The sequence below is a fragment of the Nocardia arthritidis NBRC 100137 genome, from assembly GCF_001612765.1.
Lineage (GTDB): Bacteria > Actinomycetota > Actinomycetes > Mycobacteriales > Mycobacteriaceae > Nocardia > Nocardia arthritidis.
Genome location: NZ_BDBB01000002.1, coordinates 47,803 through 71,791, shown reverse-complemented (window position 1 = coordinate 71,791; position 23,989 = coordinate 47,803). Strand labels below are relative to the sequence as shown.

Annotated in this window: 20 protein-coding genes and 1 pseudogene; 8 read left to right on the top strand and 13 right to left on the bottom strand. The window is 70.1% G+C overall.

What is annotated here, in order from left to right; all coding sequences use genetic code 11:
* Positions 1–10: 10 nt before the first annotated feature.
* Together NA8_RS01645 and NA8_RS01640 are read right to left on the bottom strand one after the other, a co-directional pair.
* Positions 11–1,402, bottom strand: a complete 1,392-nt coding sequence (locus NA8_RS01645) for an alpha/beta-hydrolase family protein (RefSeq protein WP_084466437.1) — start codon at positions 1,400–1,402, stop codon at positions 11–13.
* The gene (locus NA8_RS01640; RefSeq protein ID WP_063048561.1) at positions 1,399–2,187 is read right to left on the bottom strand and encodes a hypothetical protein; all 789 of its coding nucleotides are present in this window, start codon (positions 2,185–2,187) and stop codon (positions 1,399–1,401) included. The genes NA8_RS01645 and NA8_RS01640 overlap by 4 nt, the downstream gene beginning before the upstream one ends.
* A gap of 167 nt (positions 2,188–2,354) precedes the next feature.
* On the opposite strand from NA8_RS01640, the gene NA8_RS01635 reads away from it, so the two are divergent.
* A complete protein-coding gene (locus tag NA8_RS01635; RefSeq protein ID WP_063048560.1) occupies positions 2,355–3,587 on the top strand; it encodes a sensor histidine kinase in 1,233 nt (410 codons plus the stop codon).
* 105 nt (positions 3,588–3,692) lie between these two features.
* Complete coding sequence (locus tag NA8_RS01630) at positions 3,693–4,358, top strand: response regulator (RefSeq protein ID WP_063048559.1); 666 nt, start codon at positions 3,693–3,695, stop codon at positions 4,356–4,358.
* A 6-nt stretch (positions 4,359–4,364) separates the two neighbouring features.
* On the opposite strand, the gene NA8_RS01625 is transcribed toward NA8_RS01630, so the two are convergent.
* A complete protein-coding gene (locus NA8_RS01625; RefSeq protein ID WP_157106465.1) occupies positions 4,365–5,267 on the bottom strand; it encodes a serine hydrolase in 903 nt (300 codons plus the stop codon).
* Positions 5,268–5,483: 216 nt separating this feature from the next.
* Here NA8_RS01625 and NA8_RS01620 point away from each other — a divergent pair, with 216 nt between their 5' ends.
* Complete coding sequence (locus NA8_RS01620) at positions 5,484–7,322, top strand: serine/threonine-protein kinase (RefSeq protein WP_063048557.1); 1,839 nt, start codon at positions 5,484–5,486, stop codon at positions 7,320–7,322.
* Positions 7,323–7,326: 4 nt separating this feature from the next.
* Here the strand turns inward: NA8_RS01620 and NA8_RS01615 are convergent, their stop codons facing one another.
* The 3 genes from NA8_RS01615 to NA8_RS01605 form a co-directional block, all read right to left on the bottom strand.
* Positions 7,327–9,819 (bottom strand): ABC transporter permease, encoded by a 2,493-nt coding sequence (locus NA8_RS01615; RefSeq protein ID WP_063048556.1) that lies wholly within the window; start codon positions 9,817–9,819, stop codon positions 7,327–7,329.
* Positions 9,820–9,889: 70 nt separating this feature from the next.
* A complete protein-coding gene (locus tag NA8_RS01610) occupies positions 9,890–10,597 on the bottom strand; it encodes an ABC transporter ATP-binding protein (RefSeq protein ID WP_063048738.1) in 708 nt (235 codons plus the stop codon).
* 51 nt (positions 10,598–10,648) lie between these two features.
* Positions 10,649–10,957 (bottom strand): hypothetical protein, encoded by a 309-nt coding sequence (locus NA8_RS01605; RefSeq protein WP_063048737.1) that lies wholly within the window; start codon positions 10,955–10,957, stop codon positions 10,649–10,651.
* 158 nt (positions 10,958–11,115) lie between these two features.
* On the opposite strand from NA8_RS01605, the gene NA8_RS01600 reads away from it, so the two are divergent.
* From NA8_RS01600 to NA8_RS34805, 3 genes and pseudogenes are all read left to right on the top strand, one after another.
* A complete protein-coding gene (locus tag NA8_RS01600) occupies positions 11,116–12,429 on the top strand; it encodes a sensor histidine kinase (RefSeq protein WP_063048555.1) in 1,314 nt (437 codons plus the stop codon).
* A 118-nt stretch (positions 12,430–12,547) separates the two neighbouring features.
* Positions 12,548–13,201 (top strand): response regulator, encoded by a 654-nt coding sequence (locus NA8_RS01595; protein WP_063048736.1) that lies wholly within the window; start codon positions 12,548–12,550, stop codon positions 13,199–13,201.
* A 69-nt stretch (positions 13,202–13,270) separates the two neighbouring features.
* Positions 13,271–14,185: pseudogene (locus tag NA8_RS34805) on the top strand (serine/threonine-protein kinase); the annotation flags it as partial.
* Between the two features lie 1,287 nt (positions 14,186–15,472).
* Here NA8_RS34805 and NA8_RS01585 read toward each other — a convergent pair.
* The 7 genes from NA8_RS01585 to NA8_RS01555 form a co-directional block, all read right to left on the bottom strand.
* Positions 15,473–15,871, bottom strand: a complete 399-nt coding sequence (locus NA8_RS01585; RefSeq protein WP_063048553.1) for a rhodanese-like domain-containing protein — start codon at positions 15,869–15,871, stop codon at positions 15,473–15,475.
* 138 nt (positions 15,872–16,009) lie between these two features.
* Positions 16,010–16,195, bottom strand: coding sequence for a hypothetical protein (locus tag NA8_RS34630; protein ID WP_218019379.1), 186 nt, complete (start codon positions 16,193–16,195; stop codon positions 16,010–16,012).
* A 166-nt stretch (positions 16,196–16,361) separates the two neighbouring features.
* A complete protein-coding gene (locus NA8_RS01575; protein WP_245663631.1) occupies positions 16,362–17,462 on the bottom strand; it encodes a cytochrome P450 in 1,101 nt (366 codons plus the stop codon).
* Positions 17,463–17,969: 507 nt separating this feature from the next.
* Positions 17,970–18,929, bottom strand: a complete 960-nt coding sequence (locus tag NA8_RS01570) for an SRPBCC family protein (RefSeq protein ID WP_063048550.1) — start codon at positions 18,927–18,929, stop codon at positions 17,970–17,972.
* The gene (locus tag NA8_RS01565) at positions 18,926–19,249 is read right to left on the bottom strand and encodes an ArsR/SmtB family transcription factor (protein WP_063048549.1); all 324 of its coding nucleotides are present in this window, start codon (positions 19,247–19,249) and stop codon (positions 18,926–18,928) included. Before NA8_RS01565 ends, NA8_RS01570 begins: the two co-directional genes overlap by 4 nt.
* 65 nt (positions 19,250–19,314) lie before the next feature.
* Positions 19,315–19,902 carry a TetR/AcrR family transcriptional regulator gene (locus NA8_RS01560; protein ID WP_063048548.1) on the bottom strand — a complete coding sequence of 196 codons (588 nt, stop codon included), beginning with the start codon at positions 19,900–19,902 and terminating at the stop codon, positions 19,315–19,317.
* Between the two features lie 114 nt (positions 19,903–20,016).
* On the bottom strand, positions 20,017–21,147 hold the full coding sequence (locus NA8_RS01555; RefSeq protein WP_218019378.1) for a Gfo/Idh/MocA family protein: 1,131 nt from the start codon (positions 21,145–21,147) through the stop codon (positions 20,017–20,019).
* 779 nt (positions 21,148–21,926) lie between these two features.
* On the opposite strand from NA8_RS01555, the gene NA8_RS01550 reads away from it, so the two are divergent.
* Together NA8_RS01550 and NA8_RS01545 are read left to right on the top strand one after the other, a co-directional pair.
* A complete protein-coding gene (locus NA8_RS01550; protein WP_063048547.1) occupies positions 21,927–22,817 on the top strand; it encodes a hypothetical protein in 891 nt (296 codons plus the stop codon).
* Positions 22,818–22,899: 82 nt separating this feature from the next.
* Positions 22,900–23,934: an ATP-dependent 6-phosphofructokinase gene (locus NA8_RS01545; RefSeq protein ID WP_062969957.1), complete on the top strand. Its 1,035-nt coding sequence runs from the start codon at positions 22,900–22,902 to the stop codon at positions 23,932–23,934.
* The last annotated feature ends 55 nt before the right edge of the window (positions 23,935–23,989 follow it).

Here is a 23,989-nt window from a genome sequence, read left to right as displayed (position 1 = left end):
GCCGAACGGCTCAGCAGGAACCCATGGCGGTGCCCTGATCGATGCCGTAACGGTGGCCGTGGCCCGGCGGAGCGTGTAACGCGCCCAGCAGATCGGCGGTCGTCTGCGCGAAGCTGATCACCGGAAGCCACTGCGGAACCGGGGCGTCGACGCGTGCCCCGGCGAGGTCGGGCGCGCGCCACAGCTGCGCGAGCGACCAGTGGATCACCGGGTCGGAGCTGTTCGCCAGCACTGTCGCGCCGCCACGGTGGACGCGGTTGGCGGGAGGTCCGGCCCACAGCGCCGCGCAGGTCCGGCCGTCCTGCTCGGTGTCGCCGGCGAAGACGGCATTGCCGCCGAGTGCCCCCAGGCTCTGCCCGTACAGGTACAGCTTCGGCGGGTGTGCCAGTTCCCGGATATGGCGTTCCACGGCGGTGAACAGCGTGCGGGCGGCGGTGACGGCCGCGTCTCGGCCGAACACGAACGTCGCCCAGCTCGGGAGATAGGAGTACTGCAGCCCGACCAGCGCCACGTCGCCGTCGAAGCGCTGATCGAAGCCCGCCACGGCGTTCGCGTCGATCCAGCCCGATCCGGTGGGTACCGTGACGACCAGGTGGGAGCGCGTGAAGCCGCCCGAGCGCTCCAGCTCCCGGATCGCCAGGGCGACGCGAGTGTCCAGGTCGGGCGCCGAGGCCACCCCGATGTAGACCCGCACGGCTCGAGCCGGCGGATCGCTGACGAACTTCCGGCCCTCGGCGCCCAGCGACGTCCAGCTCACCGCGGATTCGGCGCTACCGGACCCGGAGTGCGCAACCGGGCGCACCAGAGCGGGATCCAGCTCGGCGTTGGCCCGCGCGTACACCGACTCCCGCCATCCGACCATCGCGGGTACGCCGACGAGATACAGCAGAACCGCGACGACGGCGGCCAGCGAGACACCCCGCGCCCAGCCCAGTCTCCGCGCTGCCCAGGCGATCGAGCGGGTGGCGCAGGCGAACAGTCCGATGATCAACGCGGCGCCGAGCGCACACCGCACCCAGTAGCCCGTGCCGATCGGCGGCGTGTTCATCGCGGCGCGAAGCCGGTTCTGCCAGTGCCCCGCGTTCGCCGTCGCGCCCGCCACCAGCACCACCGTCGCGATCAGCAACGGCACTCGTGCCCATCCCTGGCGCTCGTTGATGTCGAATCCGCAGCGCCGCAGGGTGATCCGCAGTAGCCCGGCCACGCCGAGAGCGAGCGCCGCGAGGAGCCCGGTCAGCACGGCTTGCGCGCTCGGCGTGCGAGGAAGCAGTCCGGGCGCCAGCGAGGCCAGGACACCGGTCCCGATGCCGAGCGTCGTGCCGATCCGCGGCGGCACGACCCGGCGGACCCCGGCGGCGAACCACGGGCGGCGATCCGAGAACTCCGGGACGGGCCAGGTCATGGCTGTACCGTGCCCGTGGCGTACGACATGCCCGCCGCGGGTATCGGGCCTCGCCGCCGGTTGCGCATGACGAGAACCGCCGTCAGCCCGGCGATCCCGGCGCCGAGCACGCCCAGGAGCTGCCAACTCGTCGTCGAATCGGCATCCGCCGCGCCGAGCAGGGGCTCGACCACGGGCGCGCCGTAGTCCTGCCTGCGCGAGTTCAGATCGACGGCGGTGTTCGCGATCGATGCCATCGCATCGCAGCGGGCGCGGGAGAACGAGTCGACGCGGGCCGCGCAGGCCTGGTGCATCTGCCGGTCCAGCGTCGCGTCCAAGGCTTGCCGCGCCCACGGGCCCAGCGGTTCGCCGCGCCGGTCGGCGTAGCGCAGCAGGTCGTAGCCGAGGTCATGGGCCTTGCACGCGGTATCGAACTCGACCGGCAGCGTCACCGGAGAAGAGCAATCGCCGCGCGGATTGACCAGCAGGCCGTCCATCGTGCTCGGCCGGTAGCCGAACGACGCGACGAAGTCCGCCGGGATCGCGGTGAGCGCGCCGGGGCCGCCCGCGGCCAGTTCGGCGACGGCGGCACCCGCCTGTGCGCTCTCGATCGGCGCGGCCGCCGCGGCGGCGTGCGGAGCGGGGGCGAGAAACACCGTCGCCGCCACGGTGGTCAACGCCGTCGCGGTGAGCGCCGCGTAGCGTCGCGTCTGCGCGGTGACGGAAGGATCTGCGGCGGAATGGATTCGGGCTCCTGCGGCCGAGGCGGACCGGGTCTCGCGCCCGGCGCTGGTCGGTGTGCTCATGGCGACGACGTTAGGGAATCGCTTCCGGCGGCCGCCTCACGCCCGGGGAGGTTTCCCGTGCCGTGCCGCCGGGGGAGCCGCCGCCGGGTCTCCCACCGGGGTAGCGGACCGGAAATCACCCGTGGGTATGAGGCCGCGATGAACTGGGAGTTCCTAGTGTCGTAGGCATGAACGGAGAAAGTCGCGCCTGGACGCGACGGCTGGACGCGCGGACCTGGTTCGACGTGGGCACGGTGCTGGTCGCGCTGATCTGGTACTCGGTGGCTTGGCCGACGCTGCACCTGACCCATGCCGTCCCCACCGCGGCGCAGCCGTTCATCGCCGCGCTCGCCGCGCTCCCGGTGCTGCTGGTACGGCTCAACCCGGCGTTGGGCTGGTCGATCTCGGCGGGCTCCGCGCTGGTGATCGCGCTGGCGATTCCGCATCAACCGAACAACGACCTGCCGTTCCAGGTCGTCCACATGCTGTGCCTGCTGGTGTTGCTGCTCGCGGTGGCGGTGCGCGCCCCGGGGCAGATCGCGGCGGTGGCGTGGGCGGCGACAGCCCTGCTGTTCGCGACCACCATGCCCGGCGAAGGGGAGGCGTTCGCGAACGCCGCCTGGGGCTGGCCGATCGCGCTGGCCGCGCTGGTGCTGTTCGGCCTGCTCATCCGCTGGCTGGCGCTGTCGCGGCGGCAGCTGGTGCGCCAGGAGGAGGCCAACGAACTCGAGCGGGCCCGCCGGGCCATCCTGGAGGAGAAGGCTCGCATCGCCCGCGATCTACACGACGTCGTGGCCCACCACATGTCCCTGGTGGTGGTGCAGGCGCAGACCGCGCCGTACCGGGTGGAGGGCGTCACCCCGGCCGCGCGCGCCGAGTTCGAGTCCATCGGCGCCACGGCCCGTGAAGCGCTCAACGAGATCCGCGGCATGCTCGGTGTTCTGCGCAGCGACGGCCAGCTGCCGGAACACGCGCCCCAGCCGAAGGCAGCCGACGTGATCGCCCTGTTCGAGGGCGCGCGACGCGCGGGCGTCCACATCGAGTGGACCGTCGACGGCGCGCTGGACACGATCGCGGAGACCACCGGCCTCGCTCTCTATCGCGTCGTGCAGGAATCACTGTCCAACGCTTCCCGGCACGCCCCGGGCGCCCCCGTCCAGGTGCGCATCACCCACGCCGCGGAACTGCGGCTCGACGTCGAGAACGGGCCGGGAGCGACGCCCGCCCGGCCGGTCGGCAACGGCGGCCACGGCATCGCGGGCATGCAGGCGCGAGCCCTGGCAGTCGGCGGTGAGGTGACGGCGGGGCCGCGGGCGGACGGTGGTTTCGGAGTCCACGCGCGCTTCCCGCTCACCGCGCCGGACGCCACTGCCGCCGCTGTCGATGCCGTCGTATCCGCGCACGGCGAATCACGTCGCTGAGTGTCGGCCTGTCGCCGCGCCGGGCGCAGGAATCCGGTGTCCTACCCCTCGGTACCGAGGAAACGGGCTCGGCGGGCGCAGGCCCGGGGCAATTAGGGTGAGCGGGTGGCAATTACGGTGTTGATCGCCGACGACCAGGCGATGGTCCGGCAGGGTTTCGGGGCGTTGCTCGCGGCGCAGCCGGATATCAGTGTGGTGGGCGACGCGGCCGACGGGAAGGCCGCGGTGGCCGAGGCGAGGCGGCTGCGCCCGGATGTCGTGCTGATGGACGTGCGCATGCCGGAGATGAACGGGCTGGACGCCGCCCGCGCCATCCTGGCCGCCGGATTCGAGCCGCCGGTGCGCGTGCTGATGCTCACCACCTTCGACATCGACGACTATGTCTACGAGGCGCTCGGTCTCGGCGCCAGCGGGTTCCTGCTCAAGGACGCGCCCGCCGAGGAACTGGTGCGCGCGGTGCGCGTGGTCGCCGACGGCCAGGCGTTGCTCGCGCCCACGGTCACCCGCAGGCTCATCGCCGACGTCACCCGCCGCCGCGGCGCGGCCCGCGCCAAGCCGGCGCCGCAACTGTCCGCGCTGACTCCCCGCGAGCGGGAAGTGCTCGAACTGATCGCGAAAGGCATGTCGAACTCCGAGATCGCCGAAACCTTGTTCGTGGCCGAGCAGACCGTGAAGACCCATGTCTCCAAAGTCTTCTCGAAACTGAACCTGCGGGACCGGGCGCAAGCGGTGGTCCTGGCCTACGAGACCGGCCTGGTCACCCCGGGCTGAGCCGGATCACAACGGCGGGCAGGACCCGCCGTGCAGCTCGCCCAGATGACGGCCGAGCATCCGCGCCATCCGGCTCAGAATCGTGGTGGAGTCGTCGAAGCTGCCGGAATCGGCCGTCGCCGCCATGGCCACGGCGATCATGCCGTTGCGCGCCGGCACCAGCCCGAACTGGCGGACGGTGTAGACGCCGGTCACGTCATCGGGGCCCCAGCCGCCCTTGAAGGCCGTGCCCTCCAAGACGCCCAGCCCCCAAGCCTGGTCGGGGGTGATCTCCGTCATCAGTTCGGTGACGTGGAACGACTCGGGCAGGCAGGGCAGCCGGGAGGCGAAGCGGGCCTGGTTGGCCAGCGTCCATTCGGTGCCGCCGAAGGAGGTGTAGTCCAGGGTGGTGCGCGGGCCCGCCACCCCGGTCGTGGCGTCGCCCGCCTCATCGATCACGTCCTGGACCGCCTTGGCCGCTGCCAGCCCGTCGCCGAGCGATTGCCACAGCGCCTCGGCGGCGTCGTTGTCCGACCAGGTGATAGCGGCCTCCACCTCCTGCTGGATCTCCTCTTGGGAGTCGTGCCGCAGCGCCGCGATCGCGAGCGGCACCTTGATGGTCGACCACGCGATGCCGCTGACCCAGTCGCCGTAGACGGTCATCCGGCCACCGCCCACGGGCATGATCGCCATGCCGACCTGTCCGCCCAGCTGCGGCTGCAACTGGGTGAAGTCGGCGGCCAGCGAGTCCGGCACAGACACCGCGAGGTTCGGCCGCCAGGCGCCCGCCGTGTCGACGACCACGGCGGGTGTCTCGGTGGCGGCCCGATCGACGGGAAACAGAGTGCATGAGGTCAACGTGAGCAGCGCCACCATCGCTCCGGCGCGCAGCGCCGCACGACACGTCGAAGCGGATCTCGTCGACCTCACCACCGAGTCCTCCCCACCACCGGTGACGCGGTCACACTGTAAATCGGCGGTGCAAAATAGCTCATCGGGCTCGTCCGGCCGGTGACCGGACGAGAGACATCGCCGCGGCGCGCGGCGGCGTCGACGGAGCGATGTCTCGACCATAGTTTTGCCGATCTTCCCGGAGAATTCGAAACTCCGTGGCCACGGCGTCACCCGGTAGGCTCCAGGATCGGTATGAAAGCGACCGGACGTGCCGTCCGGCCGCTGCGGTCACCTGAAGGGGGCGTGTTGCTCAACAGCGGTGCGGTGTTCGCCGGGTTCACCATAGAAAGGCTGCTCGGCCAGGGCGGCATGGGATCGGTGTATCTCGCCCGGCACCCCAGGCTGCCGCGGCAGACCGCGCTCAAGCTGCTCAACCGGGAGTTGTTCACCGACGCGGAGGTCCGGGCCCGGTTCGAGCGGGAGGCGGACCTGGCGGCGCAGCTGGACCATCCGAACATCGTCGCGGTGTACGACCGCGGCACCGAGGACGACCAGCTGTGGATCTCCATGCAGTACGTCGACGGGGTCGACGCGGCCACGGTGAACCCGCAGAGCCTCCCGCCGGAGCGGGCCGTGCAGATCATCGAGGGCGTCGCGTCCGCACTGGATTACGCGCACGGGATGGGCGTGCTGCACCGCGACGTCAAGCCCGCGAACATCATGCTGGCGCGGGCGGTGGGCGGCCAGGGCGAGCGGGTCTTCCTCACCGATTTCGGCATCGCCCGGCTGCGTGAGGATTCCACCCACCTGACCCAGACCGGCATGTTCACCGCGACGCTCGCCTACGCCTCGCCCGAGCAGATGACCGGTGCGCACCTGGACCATCGCTCCGATCAGTACTCACTGGCTTGCGCGCTGTATTGGTTGCTGACCGGCGTCGCCCCGTTCGACGCTCCCGCCCCGGCCGACATCATTCGCGGACACCTCCAGTTGCCGCCGCCTTCTGTCGCGGCCCGGCGGGCAGGTCTGTCGCCCGCTCTCGACGCGGTGATCGCGAGGGCTATGGCGAAGCGGCCCGACGATCGATTCGCCTCCTGTGTCGAATTCGCCTCGGCCGCACGGCGCGCGCTCACCGAGCCCGCTCCGACGGTGGTGGCCGCGCAGTATCAGCCGCAGCCCGCGCCCACCGTCCTCGCGCAACCGGCGTACCCCGGGCCGGAGGCGAGTACGCCCACCTACGTCCCCACCGCCTCCACCCCGGGCTACACCGCGCCGCCGCAGTACCATCCGAATCCGACCGGCGGACAGCAGTTCCCGGCGTCCAACGGCTACGCCGCGGCAGCTCCGCAGCCGAGTTATCCCGTGGCGCCGCCGCATTCCGCCCCGCCGCCGATCGGTTACCCGTCGCACCAGCCGCCCGGCTACCCGTCGCAAGGCCGTTCCAACACCGGCCTGATCGTGACGATCGTTCTGGTGATCGTGGCGCTGTTGGTCGGGGCGGGCATCATCGTCGCGAAGGTGGGATTCTCGGACTCCGCGTCGCCGCTGGACCTCGGCACCAAGACGCCCGCGGGCCCCTCCGATGCGGACAAGCTCGCCAAGGCGTTTCCGGAACTGCTGCCCCAGGGTGTCGACACGAAATACGACATCGGCTCCGGCCCGGGTTATGGCGGTAAGACCTGTTTCCTCGGCACCGCCAAACCGGGCGGCAAGGTGTCCAGTGCCAACGGCGTACCCGACTTCCCGAACTGGGCGAGGGCCTGGAACTGCTGGGGCACGCCGATCGCCGACCCCGATTACGTCCTCATCGGCTTCACCTCGCCGCAGGACGCCCAGGCCGCGGTGCGGGACCTGCCGTCGAACACGGCGGCGACCGAACGCAACGGCGGCAAGTCTTATTCGACCTACCGCTGGCAGGAGAAGGCGAGCGGGTTTCCGGATGGCTACCTCGTCGTCGACTTCGACGACGATCCGGCCCGGTCGAGCTACCTGCTGTTCGCCACGGTGACCCTCACCGACAGCAATCCGGGCTCCGGCTTCGGCATCACCGCGGCGAAGTTCAAGACGTGGTTCGCCGACCTGCCGCTGTGAACGCTCAGTCGACCGCGAGCGCCTCCACGATGGGCAGCCGGGCCGCGCGCAACGCGGGCGGGATCGACCCGAGCAGCGCCAGCGCCAGCGCGATCATGCCGTAGACCAGCAGCATCGGGCTCGGCCGGTAGGCGACGTCGATGGTCAGGGCGTGCCCGATGGCGACCGTGCCCAGGAACTGCACCGCCGCGCCGAGCGCCAGACCCAGTACCGCGCCGACGATCCCGATTCCGGCGGCCTCGGCCAGCACCGAACGCATCAGGAATTTGCGCCCGGTGCCCATGGCGCGCAACACGCCGAGTTCCCTGCGGCGCTCCAGCACCGAGAGCATCAACGTGTTGAGCAATGCCACCGTGGCCACGAGCACCACGATCCACAGGATGGCGTTGCTCATCGCCATTCCCTGCTCGATGCTCGACGACGCGGCCACCACGGTGTCCGCGCCGGTGTCCACGTTCAGTTCCGGCGGCACCACCTGCCGGATCGCCGCGAGCACCGCCGCGCGATCGGCGCCGGGCGCGATGTCGGCGGCGATCACCGTCTCGCCGGGCCGCTCGTACCAGGTGCGCAGCAGGTTCAGGTCCATCATCACCACGCCCGCGATAGCGGAGAAATACGGGATCACCTGTAGCACCCGCACCGTGTGCGGGCCGGTGGGCGTCGGCAGGGTGAGTTCCGCGCCCACACCGACGCCCAGCGAGCGCGCCACGTCGCGGGAGATCGCCACGCCCTCTCCGGCCGACAGCCGGGCGACCGAATCGTCGGTGAGCATGCGCATCCGGGTCTCGCGCGCATCCGGCGGGAACCCTTGCAGCATCACGCGAGTGCCGCCGAGGGTGGCGAAGGCCATCTGGGCCGGGCTGAGATGCGCGACGCCGGGCACCGCCGCGAGCTTGTCCCGCAGATCCGCGGGCAGCAGCGGCCCGGTCGGGAACTGCGCCATCGAGGCGGGGCTGATGTAGACGTCGTTGCGCGCCAGATCCGTGAAAGTGACCGTGGCCGAGTCGATCATGTCGCTCGAGGCGCCGCTCATGCCGACGGTGGCCCCGACGCCGATCATCACCGTCATCGCCGTGGCCCACACGCGCCGCGGCGCGCGTTCCAGGGTGGTCGCGCCCAGTGCGCCGGGAGCGCGGAACCAGCGCGCGATTCCCGCGGCGGCCCGCACGATCGGACCGGTGGCGGCGAAACAGAGCAGGATCGCGGCGATGAACGAGATCGAGATGGCGGTCAGCGAATAGCGGCCGAGATCGCTGCTCGCGATCAGCACCGCGGCCCCGGCCAGCCCGCCGCCTGCCACGACGGCCAGCCAACGCAGCAGCGGGCTCGCCGTATCGGTCCGCCCGGCCCCGACCGGTGCCAGCGCCTCGATGGGCCGAACCTTGTACACCTGGCGCGCGGCCAGCGACGCCGCGAGCACACTGGTGAACACGCAGGCCGCGACAGCGAACGGAATCACATACCAGGGCACCGAGTATTCGGTGCGCGCCTCCACCGACTCCACGATCGCGGTGGGCAGCGTGCCGATCGCGACGCTGCCCATGAACACGCCCACCGCCGCGCCGACCGCGCCGCCCAGCACGCCGAGCAGCGCGGCCTCGGCCAGCAGATCGCGCACCATCGGTCCGCGTTTGCCGCCGATCGCGCGCAACAGCGAGAGCATCGGTCTGCGCTGGGCGATCGCCATGCTCATCGCGTTGTAGATGAGGAACGCCGAGACGATCAGCGCGGCGGCCGACGCCATGGTGGTGGAGTAGCGGACCATTTGAATCGCCCCACCCGCCTGCGCGGTGCGCAGACTCGGCTCGGCCACCACGGCGCGCCCGTCCACCGCTTCGGTGAGCGCCGCGCGCACCTGCGCGAGGTCGGCCCCCTCGTCGGGAATGATCTGCACGGAGTCCAGCCGTCCCGCGCGATCGGTGACCTTCTGCGCGAGCCCGAGCGGAGCGGCGATGAGGTGACCGCCGTTGAGCTTGCCGGAAGTCTGCTCATCGAGGACGCCCGCGACGGTGACCGTCGTACCGCCCAGCGTGAACTGCTCACCCTCGGCACGGCCCAGTCCCGTGCCCACCAGCACCCCGTTGGGCACCGACAGCAGCTTTCCCGTGAAAGCGCTCATCGGCGTGGTCAATTCGCTGCCCAGTGCGCCGATATTCGAATCGGCGCCGATCAGCAGCGCGCGGTCGGCGCCGGCGCCGATCTGCGTCCGCAGCATCGGCACCGCCACCGCGACGCCGGGTGTGGTCGCGATCCGCCGCAGCAGTTGCTGGTCGAAGCCCGCGTCGGTGATACCGCTGACCTCCAGCTGCGCCTTGCCGCCCAGGCCGCGGGTCAGCTTGTCCACCGAACCGGTGACCGAGCCGGAGATGCTCAGCACCGCGACCAGCAGCGACGCCGAGACGCCCATCACGACCAGCGACATCAGGGTGCGGCCGCGATGGGCGAGCAGTTCGCCGATATTGAACAGCCGCAGACGATCCCACGCTGCGCCGATCACGCGGTGACCTTCCTCGCCTGAGCGGGGTCCTCCGGGGTTACGCTTCGCTGCCGCCTCCGGCCCTGACCGCTCATGCGGTGACCGTCCGCTCGACCTTGTCATTGGACCCGATCCGGCCGTCGCGCAGCGTGATCACCCGGTCGCAGTAGGTCACCGCGCCCATGTCGTGGGTCACCATCACCACCGAACTGCCCGATCCGGCGATCTCGCCGAGCAATTCGAGGATGGCGGCGCCGGTCTTGGAGTCGAGGTTGCCGGTGGGCTCGTCGGCCAGGATCAGCGGCGGGTCCATGATCAGCGCCCGTGCCACCGCCACTCGCTGCATCTGCCCGCCGGACAATTCGGCGGGACGGTGTTCGGCCCGCGCGGCGAGCCCGACCCGGTCGAGCAATTCCAGAGCGCGCGGCTTGGCCTTACGCAAACCCGTGCCGTCCAGCAGTTTCGGTATCGCCACGTTCTCCCATGCCGAGAGCGTGGGCAGCAAATTGAAGAACTGGAACACGAAACCGACCTGGTGGCGCCGGAACGCCGACTGCTGTTCCTCGTCCAGCGCGCCGATCTCCTCGCCCCGGAACCGGATCGAGCCCGCGTCGGGACTGTCCAGCGCGCCGAGCAAATGCAACAGAGTGCTCTTGCCGGAACCGGAGGGCCCGATGATCGAGGTGAATTCTCCCGTCTCGATACGCAATCCGACGTCGTCGAGCGCGCGGACCGCCTGGCCGCCGACCCGATACTCCTTCGTCACGCCCGATAGTTCCAGCATCGCCGGTTCCGGCATCGTTTTCCCCCGCTCCGTACGGTCGATCAATTCTTCGTTCCTCATCGCGCGTTACCGCGCCATGGCCTCCGACGCGAGTTTGCGGCGACGATACTGCGCGTCGAGCACCGCGCGCAGCACCGGCTGCTCGGCCGCCAGTTCGAGATAGGCCTCCATCGCCGTCAGCCCTTGGTCGAGTTTCGCGGCGAAATGCAGGTTCCACCGGTAGCGCAACGTGAGCAGGAGCCCGTCCGCGCCACCGAACAGCCGATCCAGGTCGGGGAACCCCTCGAACAGGCCGGGATCGGCCGGGTCGAGCGCCGCGCGGGTGAGCACGATGTGCACGATGTCGGTTCGAGCGTGCTGATCCGTCCAGGACATGGCCATCGCCTTCCTCTGTGAACTATCGCCCACGCTACGGACGCGACGGTCTTGTTGTCGTCGTGCCAGGGACCCGAATGCGTCTCCGCCCACGGTAGGAGCGGCGGCCCGCTCGCGGGACGATGTACCGGCCCGGATGCGACGGCTAGCCTTACAGAATGGGTTCGACCGGCGTAGCCGAAGCACCGCCCGGTACGCCTCGTGCGGGCCGCGTGCGGGCCTCGATGCGGCGTGTGCGGGAGCGGTGCGCCGAGTTCGCGCGCGATCCGATCGCGGCGTTCCGGCGCAGCGTCGAGGAACTGCCCTACGACTATCCGCCGTCGGTCATCGTCAGCGTCGACGTCGCGGTCTTCGCCGTGGCGGTCGCGGCGGCGGTGCAGCGGCACAGCTACTTCCCGACGCCGATCCCGGTCATCGCGGTCCTGCTGACCTGCGCCTTCGGTCCGTTGCACGCGTTGCTCGGCGTGCTGCCGCGCCCGCTGCTGCTCGGCGTGCTGGCCATGGCGGCCGAGGCGCTGTTCCTCGCCCAACCGGTCCCGGCCGACTTCGCGCCGTTCGTCCTGGTGGCCGCCGCGGGGGAGATCGCGGCGATCGCGCCGAAACGGGTGAGCATCCCGGTCACGGTGGCGATGATGCTGCAGTTGGTGGCCTTCGATGCCATCGGCCACGTCCCGGAGGGGTTGCCCACCTATCTGGTCGGCATCGCGTTCGGCTGGATGGCCGGGCTGATGTTGCAGTATCAGCGCCGCTTCCTCTACCAGGAACGCGGCTACCAGGACATCCGCGCGGCGCAGGCCGCTGACGAGGAGCGCCACCGGATCGCCAGGGAAGTGCACGACGTGATCGCGCACTCGCTGAGCGTCACGCTGCTGCATCTCACCGCCGCCCGGCACGCGCTGCAGACCGACCGCGATGTGGACGAAGCCGTGGAAGCGCTGACCGATGCCGAGCGGCTCGGCAGACAGGCGATGGCCGACATCCGCCGCACCGTCGGCCTGCTCGACGCGCGACCCTGGAAGCAGGTTCCGGAACCGGGCGTAGAGGACATCGAGGACTTGGTCGGCGATTTCGTGCGGGCGGGTCTGGACGTGCGTTACGACCGCGACGGCGATGTGGGCGCGGTGTCACCCGCGGTCGGGCTCGCGCTGTACCGGATCGGTCAGGAGTCGCTGGCGAACGTCGTCAAGCACGCGCACGGCGCGTCCGCCCGGGTCCGGCTCGCGGTGGACGCGACGATGGTGACCCTCACGGTGGACAACACGGTGCCCGGCGGACTGCACACCCATCGCGGCGCGGGCATGGGGCTGTCCGGCATGCGCCAGCGCGCCGAACTGCTCGGCGGCCGCATGACCGCGGGTCCGTCGGACCACGGCTGGTCGGTGCGCGCCGGTATTCCGCTCGCGCCCGGCCGCGGCGGATTGTCGTGTCCGGTGCTGCCCGGGTCCGCGACGAACGGACGGGAGGGTTCGTGAGCGAGCGTCATCGAGTCGACCGGGAGTACAGCGCGTCGTCGCGCACGGCGGAGCGGTGCGTCGGCGAGGTTCGGTCGTGAGCCTGACCTCGCCCGCGAGTGGCGAAGATGCCGTGACGGTGCTGGTGGTGGACGACCAGGAACTCGTGCGCGGCGGCCTGCGGCGAATCCTGCGCAGGCGAGACGGATTCGTGGTCAGCGAGTGCGCCGACGGCGACGAGGTCCAAGCCGCTGTGGCCCAGGCCCGCCCCGACGTGGTGCTGATGGACCTGCGGATGAAACGGGTCGGCGGCATCGACGCGACCAGGATGTTGCGGGCGCGCGACGGTGCTCCGCCGGTTCTCGTGCTCACCACCTTCGACGACGACCAGTTGCTGTCCGGAGCGCTGCGCGCGGGCGCGGCCGGATTCATCCTGAAGGACTCGCCCGCCGAGGACCTCATCCGCGCGGTGCGGATGGTCGCGGGCGGCGGAGCCTGGCTCGACCCCGCGGTGACCGGCCGTGTGCTGTCGGCCTACCGCACGGTGCGCCCGGTGCGCACCAGCACCGATGCCCGCCTGTCCGACCTGACCGCCCGCGAGTACGAGGTGCTCGAACTGATCGGGCGCGGCCGGGTGAACGCGGAGATCGCCCGCGAACTCGGCATCTCGGAAGTGACCGTGAAAAGTCATGTGGGACATATCTTCGGGAAGCTCGAACTCCGGGATCGCGCCGCGGCGATCGTGTTCGCGTTTGACCAGGGGGTGGTGACACCCGGAGAATCCACTCTGTGACGGGTGGGCTCCGGTCGCGTACCGCGGATCTCGGTGTGCGATCCCCGCCCGGGATGCGGAGGATGACGGGTGCAGGAACCTGGGCCGAGAACCGGCACGCGTTTCGGGCCGTACGAACTGCGGTCGCTGCTGGGCAAGGGGGGAATGGGGGAGGTCTACGAGGCATACGACACGGTCAAGGACCGCGCGGTCGCGGTCAAGCTGCTGTCGGAAGAACTCGCCAAAGACCCGATGTACCAGTTGCGTTTCCGGCGCGAATCGCAGGCCGCCGCCCGGCTGGCCGAACCGCACGTCATCCCGATCCACGACTGGGGCGTGATCGACGGCGTGCTGTTCATCGACATGCGGCTGGTCCGGGGCGCCGACCTGCGCACCATGTTGCGCGGCCAGGGGCCGCTGAGCCCCGCCCGCGCCGTGGGCATCATCGAGCAGATCGCCTCCGCCCTGGACGCCGCGCACGCGAGCAATCTGGTGCACCGCGACGTGAAACCGGCGAACATTCTGGTCACCGACGCGGATTTCGCATATCTCGCCGATTTCGGCATCGCGCACACCGAGGGCGACAGCGCGGTGACCCTGGTCGGCATGGCGGTCGGCTCCTATATCTACATGGCCCCCGAACGCTTCGACGTCGGACCGGTGACCGGCCGCGCCGACGTCTACTCGCTGGCCTGCGTGCTGCACGAATGCCTGACCGGAGCGACGCCGTTCCCGTCGGCCAGCATGAACGTGCTGATCAAGTCGCACATGTCCGATCCGCCGCCGCGGCCGAGCGCACAGGCCGCCGGCATTCCTGCCGCGTTGGACGAGGTGGTGAGTCGCGGTATGGCCAAGGACCCGGCCGACCGCTTCCCGACCGCGACCGCGTTGGCCAGGGCGGCGCGCGCAGCGCTCACCGCGGCGCCTGCCACCGGGCCGATGCTGGTGGTGCGGGCACCCGACCGGTCCCAGCGCCCCGGTGCGGCGGCCGCGCCGGAATCGACGGGCGAACTCTCGCTTCCCGCAGTGATCCATCCGAGCGCGCCGACGGTGATCCGGCCGGCGGAATTCCAGTTCACGCCGCTCCCGCCTGCGGAAACGACCCCGCCCTCCCCGGGGCCGCGAGCGCCGTTCACGCCGGAGGTGGAATTGCCTCCGATGCGCCCCTTCCCGGACGCGCACCTGTACCCGGAAACCCAGGCGTACCTGGAGTCCTCGGGATACCCGCAGGCACCGGAGCATCCGGCCCCGCCGACTCAGGTGTATCCGCAGAATTTCGCCGAGCCGGCCGCACGGGACTACGTCGAATCCGGGCAGTCGTATGCGGGACAGCCGGAGGACTTCACGTCGGCCGATCCCGCCGCCACGCGCAGCTATGCGGAACCGACCGAGTTCCAGCCGTATTCCGATGTGCCGCCGCAGGCTTACCCCCAGGCGCCTGATTACGCCTTCGCCGAGGGGCCGCATCCAGGAGTCGAGAACTACCCGGAGACCGCGCACCACCCGGATCGAGGACCCGGCTCGGCCGCCCCGCGGGGCACATCCGGTTATCTTCCCGCACCGGACGCGGCCCCGACCCAGTATCTGGAACCGGCAGGGCAGGACGGCTACGCGACGCGTACCGACTATCCGCCGCACGGTGACTACCCCGCGCGCATCGGCCATCCGGTGGGCCGCGACGAGCCGGAGTACGGCTACGACGATTACGACGAGTCCGATTACTCCTCGTCGCGTCCGAGTCGCTCCATAGCGCTGCCCATCATGGTGGCCGTCTTCGCCATCGTCGCGCTGACCGTCGGCGGCGCGATCGCCTGGCAGTCGTTCGGCTCCGGCGAGGTCGAGCAGACCTCCTCCGCCGCCCATTCCGAGGCGCCCGCGCCGGCCGCGCGGCCCAGCACCCAGGCGCCGGCCCGCACGTCGGCCTCGCCCGCGACCTCCACCTCGGCGAGGACGACTCCGGTGACGCTGCCCCCCGGCGCGAAACCGTGCGGCCAGGGCCAAACCGCCTCCGGGACGTTCGCCCAGTCGGCAACAGGTACCCCCGTGACCAGTTGCGCGTTCGCGGAAGCGGTGCGCAGCGCCTATACCGCGAACGGCGCGGCGCAGAACGCGACTCGGGACGCACCGCGCACGGTCGTCGCGACCAGCCCGGTCACCGGCCGGTCCTACACCATGAACTGCCTGTCCGAGGGGCCGCTCGTCACCTGCACCGGCGGTGAGAACGCGGTCGTCTACGTCTACTGACGGGTGCGGCTGCGCGAGTGACGCCGCATCGCCGGAATCGGGGACCGCTTACGGCACGGCCGGGGTTCCGCCGGTAACCACCGGTAGGCCCGCCGCCTTCCACGCCCGGAAGCCGCCCACGAGGTCGGTCACCCGCCGCAGCCCGAGGCGCAACCCGTCGGCCGCCGCGAGACTCGAGGCATAGCCCTCGTTGCACACGATCACCACCGGAGTGTCCGAGGTGAGGTTCGGTAGCCGGTGATCGCCGTTCGGATCCAAGCGCCACTCCAGGACGATCCGTTCGACCACTACCGCGCCGGGTATCTCGCCCTCGGCGATCCGGTTCGCGTGCGGCCGGATGTCCACGATCAGTCCACCCCGGGACTGCGCCGCGGCGGCCTGCTCCGGTGTCACCCGCTCCAGTCGCGCCCTGGCGCGCGCGACCATGTCCTCGGCGCCTGTACTCATCGTGCACCCACTCCGCTAACCGACGTTCCTGCGAAGTCCGCCAGCGTACGGTATTCGCGCACCGGCCGCAGCGGCGGCGAGTACGCGTGCACCGACGCGGCGGGCCACAGCTTGTCGTTGCGCAGCTGGTGCGTTCGATCAGGGCCGAAGCCGACCGTGTCGCCAGCTCGCGCCCATGGTCAACGCCAGGCTGGTCAGCCGGTGTAGTTCCGCGGCCGACCACAGCGCCCGCTCCGGGTGGTTGGCGTCTCGAACCAGCGGCACGTCGATGTCGGGATGGATGTCGCGCGCGTGCGCGAGGTTCACCGGAAGGGAAGTGGTCACATGTGCTCCTGACGGGATCGGTCGGACGAGCGCTTCGCGGCTGCCGCGTGGATTCTGCGCCGTCGCGGCACGTTTGACACCGATCACGATCAGTGCGAACGAAATTCGATCGATCGCGGTCGTACGGCGCCGGGCGGCCGCCCCAGCGCCCGGCGAGCACGGTTCGCTACCCGAACGCGGGCATCGGCGGGGATTGCGGGAACACGACGGGCAACGACACGAGGGCCCGGTGGAATGGACCCGGTCGCCAGGTCAGTTCCGCTGCCGGGACCGCGAGCCGCATCTCGGGCAGCGCGTCGAGGAGCTGGTCGATGGCGTCCTGCGCGATCAGGTAGGCCATCGATCGGGCGGGGCAGGCGTGCGGTCCGGCTCCCCAGGCGAGGTGCGCACGGCTGTCGGTGTACTCGCCGGTGTGGATCGCGGGGTCCTGGTTACAACCGGCCATGCTGATCACGACCGGCTGATGCGCGGGCAACCAGACGTCGTCGATCAGGATCGGCTGCTTGGGGTAGCTGAAGCAATAGTTGGCCCCTGGCGGGTCGTCGAACAGCACTTCGTCGAGCGCGTCGCGGGTGGAAAGACTGCCGCCGAATATTCCGCCCGCGAACCGCCGGTCGGTGAGCATCAATCGCAGAGTGTTGGCGATCAGGTTCTGCTGGGGTTCGATGCCCGCTCCGTACAAGGTGACCAGCTGGTGGATCATCTCCATGTCGTCGAGCCCGGCGGGGTGGCGCAGCAATCGCGAGGTGATGTCCTCGGCCGGATTTCTCCGCTTCATCTGCACCAGGTCGTACAGCGCGTCGGCGAGCATCGCGTTGCCCTTGTCCGCGTTGACGCCTTCGAAGATGGCGGCCATGCCCATCGCGACTTGCTGCCCGATCTCCGGCGGGCAGCCGAGCACCGAGTTGAGCACCGCGAACGTCAGCGGAAACGCGTATTGGCTGATCAGGTCCGCAGCGCCGTCCTGGCAGAAGGCATTGATCAGCGGGCCCGCGATCCGCTCGGTCGTCGAATGCAACGCGTGCAGATCCACTTCGCCGATACTCGCGACATTCACCTGCCGGTAGCGCTGGTGCTCGAATCCGGTGCTGCGCAACGCGTTCGGCCGCCACTCCATCATCGGCAGGATCGGGCAGCCCGCGGGAATGCCCTGCTGCCAAGTCCGCGGGTCCGCGGGAAAATGCACGGGGTCGTTGAGGATTCGCAACGCCGTGTAATAGCCGATCACCAACGTGGCGGGCACGTTCGGCGCCAGTTCGATCGGCACGAGCGAGCCGTATCGGTGGCGCATCTCTCGGTAGGCGCGATGGGGATCGGCGGCGAATGCCTCCGTATACAGCGGGAACCGGGGCCCGTCGGAGTCCGATGGCGAACCGTGCTGTACAGGACAGGTTTCCGTGCTTTCGGAGGCGGATTGCGGTGACTGTGGCGTAGACAAAGGGCATGACTCCAGGAGGAAGGCGCTTCACCGACGCGTGTTGTCACGCGGGTCGGCTACGCGCCGAGCAGGTGCATGTTTCGCGATGTGCCACGGGATCGTAAGCAGTTCCCACCCGGTGGCGGGGTGGTTTGAGCCGCTCGATCCGTGAATGCGGAGTTACCCGCTGGGCACGCGGCGCGGTGATCGAGCCGCGGCTGCCGAATCCGGCCAGGGCGCGTCCGCCGGATCGCTTTGCCGAGAATGCCCCGGCCGCGCGAATCTCCGTTCGTTCGAGACGGAATCGCGGGCCGGTGACAGCGGGTGCGCAATGGGAGGTTCAGGCGATGGGCCTGCTCATTCGCGGAGGTCCGCCGCGTACCGTTCGGCCAGCACAGCGACGCGATCGGCGGGCCAAGGGCAACGGATGTCCCCTTGGGTGGCGGCGAAGAAGAGTTCCAGGTGTACCTGCCAGGCGGCCAGCAGTTCCGGCCGTAGCGCGGCCAGTTTCGCGGGCAGGGTCTGGGTGAGCACCACCCGCACGCCAAGGTCGGAATCGGCTTCGAAGGCCCAGCGCACCGTGCCCGCGACGGCGCCGTCGTGCCGCCACTGGTACTCCATCGACCGGGGCGGCTCGATATCGAGCAGTTCGCCCGCCTCGACATGCTGGTTCGTCGCCCGGACGGGCGGATGGGCGCCCACCGACGGCGTCTCCTGCTCGACGAGCAACGACCACAACCGGTCCAGCGGCTGCCACACCAGGTCGCGAGCGAACCGCAGGACGTAGCGGTCGGCGACCTTTTCGCAGGCACCCGCGTCGAGGCCGAAGTCCGCGATGTAGCCCTCGATGTCGGCCAGCCAGGTCGTGTCCGGCTCGGTGCGCGCCCCGTCGAGTGCGGCTGTAAGGGCCGACAGGCAACGGTCCCAGCCGACCGCGGACCTCGCTGCGCCGAGTCGCGCTTCCGGTCCGCCGCCCAAGACGTGGGTGAAGATCAGCAGTGTCCCGTCGCCCTCGGCCACGAGCTCGAATCGCAGCACATCCCGGTTCCATCGGAACATGTAGACCTTGGGCGGATCGAATTCGAGCACCTCGCCATCGGAGGTGCTCTCGATCGTCTCGGGTGCGTCGGCGAAACCGAAGCGCATCGCGGCGCCGGGCCGCGGTTCGGCCGTGACAGCGGCCGGGAACCAAGCGGCCATCTCGCCCGGGTCGCTGATCGCACGCCACACCTTCTCCGGGGGATGGGCCAGCCTGCGTTCGAACCGCAGGGTGGGGGCGCCGTCGACGGTGCGCAGTTGTGCTCGGGAGTCGTTCATGGTTGTCCTTCCTCGTCGGGCATGGCGTCGAGATGACGTGCCAGGGCGTCCAGGCTCGATTCCCACATCCGCCGGTACGGCGCGAGCCAGGCATCGATCTCGGCCAGCGGTTCCGGCCGCAACCGGTACCAGCGGCGCTGCGCGTCCTGGCGCACGTCCACCAGGCCCGCTCCCCGCAGGACCTTCAGGTGCTTGGACACCGTGGGCTGAGCCAATCGCAGCTCGACGACCAAATCGCCGACCAGTCGTTCGCGTTCGCGCAACAGGTCGAGGATCTCCCGGCGGCGAGGCTCGGCCAGCGCCTCGAACGTAGATGCCATATCGGCAATATAGCTCAAGTGGAATATATGCGCCACGGTGCCACGGGGTTCGTCCGCGCCTGTGATCAGGGCTGCGGCCACGCCCGCAGGGCGATGTCCACGGTGCGGCGCAGATGAGTCGGCTTCGCGCCCGCGGCCGCCTGGACGGCGATTCCGTCGGAGATCGTAAGGAGATAACGGGCGAGATCGGCCGGTTTGCTGCCCCGTGGCAGGTCGCCGTCGGCGCGTGCCCGCTCCAAGCGCCGCCGCAGCGCTGCCTCGCTCGCGAGCCGGACCGCGATCGCGGCCTTGCGGCTGTGCTCCGCCTCCGGCCCGCATGCTTGCACGCTGCGCACCGAAAGGCAGCCGGGGCTGTCATGGCCGGTGGTGAGCCCGATCGCGCCTTGGAGGAAAGCGGCGGCGACCGCTCGGGCGGTCGGACGTGCGAGGGCCTCGGCGACGTAGTGCCCGGGACCGTCGGCGTAGCGTTGGAGGACGCGGTCGAACAGCTCGGCTTTGCTGCCGAAAGCGGCGTACAGGCTCGGACGGTTGATGCCCATCGCCGCGGTGAGATCCGACAGCGCGGCGCCCTCGTAGCCGTACCTCCAGAACACCTCCAGTGCTCGATCCAACGCGCTGTCGATGTCGAAGCCGCGCGGCCGGCCTCCGGGCATGGAAACCTCCCAGTTTCTTACCTGTCGGTACTGTACTGGGCGCCGCCGTGGAGTCTCCGCGGTTGCCGGGGCGGCGGGCGGCTCGCGCCACGGTCCCGCTTCGACGACGCGGACTCACAGCGCTGTGACCTGCTGGCGCAAGCCGGTTTCCGCCGCTGCGGCGACGGCGTCGAGCAGGCGGCGCTGGCGCAGGCCGACGGTGAAGTCGGGGCGGGCGGACCTGCGCTCGGCGATGGCGGTGGCGGTCTCTCGGTAGACGCCCGCCACGTGCGCGATCGGGCCCGCGGGCAGTGTCGAGGGCAGTCGGCGGTAGTGATCGGGGATCTGGATGTCACCGACCGCTCCCTCGTTGCCGCGAAGTTCGACGCGCCAATCCGCCCAGTGCGGATACATCCCGGACTGGACCGGAGTGATGGTCAGAGTTCCCTGCGTGCCGCGGATGTAGAGCGCGAATCCGTGCGGTGCGTCCGCGTGTCCGCCGTGCACGGTTACCGCGACGACGGCGCCGCTCGCAAGGCGGCCGACCACGGCCAATTGCCCGGGCTGCCGATTCGGGACCGTGCGACCGGTCCCCAGCACGGTCAGCTCGTCGTGCAGTGTGGCGAGGACGGCGGATACTTCGGTGAGTGCACCGGCCAGGTGTTCGAGCACCCCGAGCACATGCCCGGCCATGATGGTCAGCAGACCGCTGCCCTTGCCGGGATCGGTGGTCCAGGCGAGTTCGGGCCGAATCGAGCTGCCGCCGAACGGATCTCCGGCGGCGACGAGGGTGATCGCGGAGACGGCGCCGATCCGGCCCGCCGCGAGCAGGTCTCTGACGAAGTTCACCGAAGGCGAGTGGTAGCCCTGGAGCACCACGGCGTGCACCACGCCCGCCGCCACCGCCGCGGTGGTCAGTTCGGTGGCCTCGACGGCACTCGTGCCCATCGGCCACTCGCAGAGGACGTGCTTTCCGGCGGCGAGCGCCGCGCGCACCACCTCCCCGTGTCCCGGCGACTTGACCGCCGCCACAACCAGATCCACCTCCGGATGCGCCGCCAGCTGCGCCGCGTCGGTGAACGCGTGCCGGGCGCCGGTGGCCTCGGCCGCCGCGTCGGCCGAGGCGCGATCCGTCGTCGCCACCGCCGTGACGCGGAACTCGGGCAGCTGGGCCAGCGCGGGTAGATGAGCTGCGGCGGCCCAGCTACCGGTGGGATTCGCGCCGACGATGCCGACGCCCAACGGGGCGGTGATGCGAGCGGTCACGCGTACTCCTAGTTCTGTACCGTTTGGTAATAAACTAGGCGGCGCACGACCCTCGGGCAATAGGTAAAGTACCGTTCGGTAAGAAACTCCCGGCTGCTGTGAGCGACCGGCCTGGTGTGGGCCCGGGTAGCGCAGAGGTTGCTACGCGATTGCGCGTCCGATGGCGTGGAGTTCGCGCGGCAAGATGGCGGCACGTCCTCGGACGGTGTCGCCGCCGAGCCGGACTCACCCGTCGTCATCGGCCGGTTCGGTGTGTCGGCCGTCCGATCTCGGGTTCACGGGTGCGTGCCGGTAGTAGCGCGGGCTCACGGGTGGGGTCCGAGGCATCTCGTCGTGAAGCCCGGCGAACGCGCTTCCCGGAAAGTCGGACCATCGAATACCGCGTCTCAGCACCCGATAAATCCTGCGGTAATACTTCGATGCTATTGAGCGGGACCGGCGTGCGGCGCTCGGTCCGGCAGTGCGGATGGCGGTCAGGGGTTTTCGGCGAACTGGGGCGTAATCAATTCATCTAGTACGTTCTCCGGGATAACGAGAAGTAGTTCTCGGGTGAGGCCGCGGCGAGCAGCGCCGCTGCCGACCCCGGCCGCTCGGCGACATCGGGCGGGTAGGTGGAGGTGTCCATGCTTGTTGACCACGCTGTCGTCACCTGGCGGGGCCACAAGGATCAGCCGACCCGTGGTCGCGCGGCCGACGGCCGGCGAGCCGGGCAAGTACGGTATCGGGACGCCGGACCAGCGGCGCAGCCCGGCGGAGTTCGCGAAAAGAATGTGTCGAGAATGTCTACTGATCTATTCCGCAGAACTCGAAACGTCCTGGGTTGTGCGGCGCTTGTCGTATCTCTGGTAGCCGGATGCGGAACCAACCGCGCGGAAGACCCGGCGTCGACCGAACCCAGCATCACCGAGGCCGCGGCGCGTACCGACCAGAAGGGCCTGTCGCTCATCGTGCCGGGCACCCTGGCCGCGAGCTACGCCGAACTCGCGGCAGGTGTGCGCGGGAAGCTCGGCATGGCCATCATGCCGGTCGGCGGCGAGCAGGTGGTCACCTTCGGTGAATGGACCAGCGGCCCGGCCTGGTCGACGATGAAGGTCCCGCTGACCATCGCCGCGCTCCGGCGCTCGTCGAGCAGCTCCAACTACGCCGCGTCGGCGGCGATCACGCAGTCCGACAACTCCGCCGCCGACGTGCTCTGGCAGTCGCTGGGCACCGCGCAGGAGGCGGCGCAGGCCGTGCAGGCGGTGTTGCGCGAGGGCGGTGACAACAGGACCGTCGTACCCGCGACCCGTGCCCGTGCCGAGCATTCGGCCTTCGGGCAGGCGGACTGGTCGCTGACCGACCAGGCTCGGTTCGCCTCGCGGCTGCCCTGTCTACCCCAGGCCGAGCGCGTGACCTCGCTGATGGAACAGGTCATAGCCAGCCAGCGCTGGGGTCTCGGCGAGTTCAGCGGCGCCGAGTTCAAGGGCGGCTGGGGGCCGGACGCCTCGGGCGCCTATCTCGTGCGCCAGTTCGGGGTCATCGACATCCCCTCGGGCAAGATCGCGATCGCGATCGCGGTGCAGCCGGAGAGCGGATCGTTCAGCGACGGCATGAACATCCTGGACAAACTGGCCACGGTCGTCTCCGAGCATCTCGACGAGCTGGCCGGGGGACGCTGCCCGGCCGCATGAGGCCATCCGTCCAGGTCAGTGTTACGCGCCGTTCACGGGGGCGGGGCTGCCGAGATCGGACATGAAGGGCAAGATAGCGGCCATGCGCATCGGAGTTCTGACCGGAGGCGGAGACTGCCCAGGACTGAACGCGGTCATCCGCGCCATCGTTCGTACCGCGAACGGCCGCTACGGAGACGCGATCGTCGGCTTCGAGGACGGTTGGCGCGGCCTATTGGAGGATCGGAAGATCCAGATCCGCAATGACGACCGCACCGACCGGATCCTCACCAAGGGCGGCACCATCCTCGGCACCGCGCGCACCAACCCCGACGTGCTGCGCGCGGGCCTGGGCCGGATCAAACAGACCCTGGACGACAACGGCATCGAAGCGCTGATCCCGATCGGCGGCGAGGGCACGCTGACGGCCGCGAGCTGGCTGTCCGACGAGGGCGTGCCGGTGGTCGGCGTCCCGAAGACCATCGACAACGACATCGACTGCACCGACGTCACTTTCGGCCACGACACCGCGCTGAACATCGCCACCGAGGCGATCGACCGGCTGCACACCACCGCCGAGTCGCATCAGCGCGTCATGCTCATCGAGGTGATGGGCCGCCACGCGGGCTGGATCGCGATCGGCGCGGGCATGGCGGCGGGCGCGCACCTGACTCTGGTGCCGGAGGTCCCGTTCGAGGTGGACGAGGTGTGCGCGATGATCAAGCGGCGTTTCCAGCGCGGCGACAAGCACTTCATCTGCGTGGTCGCCGAGGGATCGCACCCGGCGCCGGACTCCGGATTCACTCTGCGCGAGGGCGGTATCGACGAGTTCGGCCACGAGCGGTTCACCGGCGTCGCCCAGCAGTTGGGCGTGGAGATCGAGCGGCGCATCGGCAAAGAGGTCCGCACCACCGTGCTCGGCCACGTGCAGCGCGGCGGCAGCCCCACGCCCTACGACCGGGTGCTGGCCACTCGCTTCGGCCTGCACGCGGCCGAGGCGGTGCACGCGGGCAAGTTCGGTCAGATGGTCGCGCTGCACGGCACCAGCATCGACCTGGTTCCCCTGTCGGAGGCCACCAAGCAGCTCAAGCGAGTGCCGCCGGAACGTCACCGCGAGGCGGAGGCGTTCTTCGGGTAAGACCCGCGGTCGCAGTCTGCTGACTGTCGTTCCCGTGTGATCGCTCGACCAGCGT

Excerpts from the sequence above, each read along its gene's own strand:
- NA8_RS01640 (WP_063048561.1), bottom strand. The coding sequence starts at position 2,187 with ATGAGCACACCGACCAGCGCCGGGCGCGAGACCCGGTCCGCCTCGGCC.
- NA8_RS01585 (WP_063048553.1), bottom strand. The coding sequence starts at position 15,871 with ATGAGTACAGGCGCCGAGGACATGGTCGCGCGCGCCAGGGCGCGACTG.
- NA8_RS01565 (WP_063048549.1), bottom strand. The coding sequence starts at position 19,249 with ATGGCATCTACGTTCGAGGCGCTGGCCGAGCCTCGCCGCCGGGAGATC.
- NA8_RS01645 (WP_084466437.1), bottom strand. The coding sequence starts at position 1,402 with ATGACCTGGCCCGTCCCGGAGTTCTCGGATCGCCGCCCGTGGTTCGCC.
- NA8_RS01560 (WP_063048548.1), bottom strand. The coding sequence starts at position 19,902 with ATGCCCGGAGGCCGGCCGCGCGGCTTCGACATCGACAGCGCGTTGGAT.
- NA8_RS01550 (WP_063048547.1), top strand. The coding sequence starts at position 21,927 with ATGTCTACTGATCTATTCCGCAGAACTCGAAACGTCCTGGGTTGTGCG.
- NA8_RS01605 (WP_063048737.1), bottom strand. The coding sequence starts at position 10,957 with ATGTCCTGGACGGATCAGCACGCTCGAACCGACATCGTGCACATCGTG.
- NA8_RS01570 (WP_063048550.1), bottom strand. The coding sequence starts at position 18,929 with ATGAACGACTCCCGAGCACAACTGCGCACCGTCGACGGCGCCCCCACC.
- NA8_RS01635 (WP_063048560.1), top strand. The coding sequence starts at position 2,355 with ATGAACGGAGAAAGTCGCGCCTGGACGCGACGGCTGGACGCGCGGACC.
- NA8_RS01600 (WP_063048555.1), top strand. The coding sequence starts at position 11,116 with ATGGGTTCGACCGGCGTAGCCGAAGCACCGCCCGGTACGCCTCGTGCG.
- NA8_RS01610 (WP_063048738.1), bottom strand. The coding sequence starts at position 10,597 with ATGCCGGAACCGGCGATGCTGGAACTATCGGGCGTGACGAAGGAGTAT.
- NA8_RS01620 (WP_063048557.1), top strand. The coding sequence starts at position 5,484 with ATGAAAGCGACCGGACGTGCCGTCCGGCCGCTGCGGTCACCTGAAGGG.
- NA8_RS01545 (WP_062969957.1), top strand. The coding sequence starts at position 22,900 with ATGCGCATCGGAGTTCTGACCGGAGGCGGAGACTGCCCAGGACTGAAC.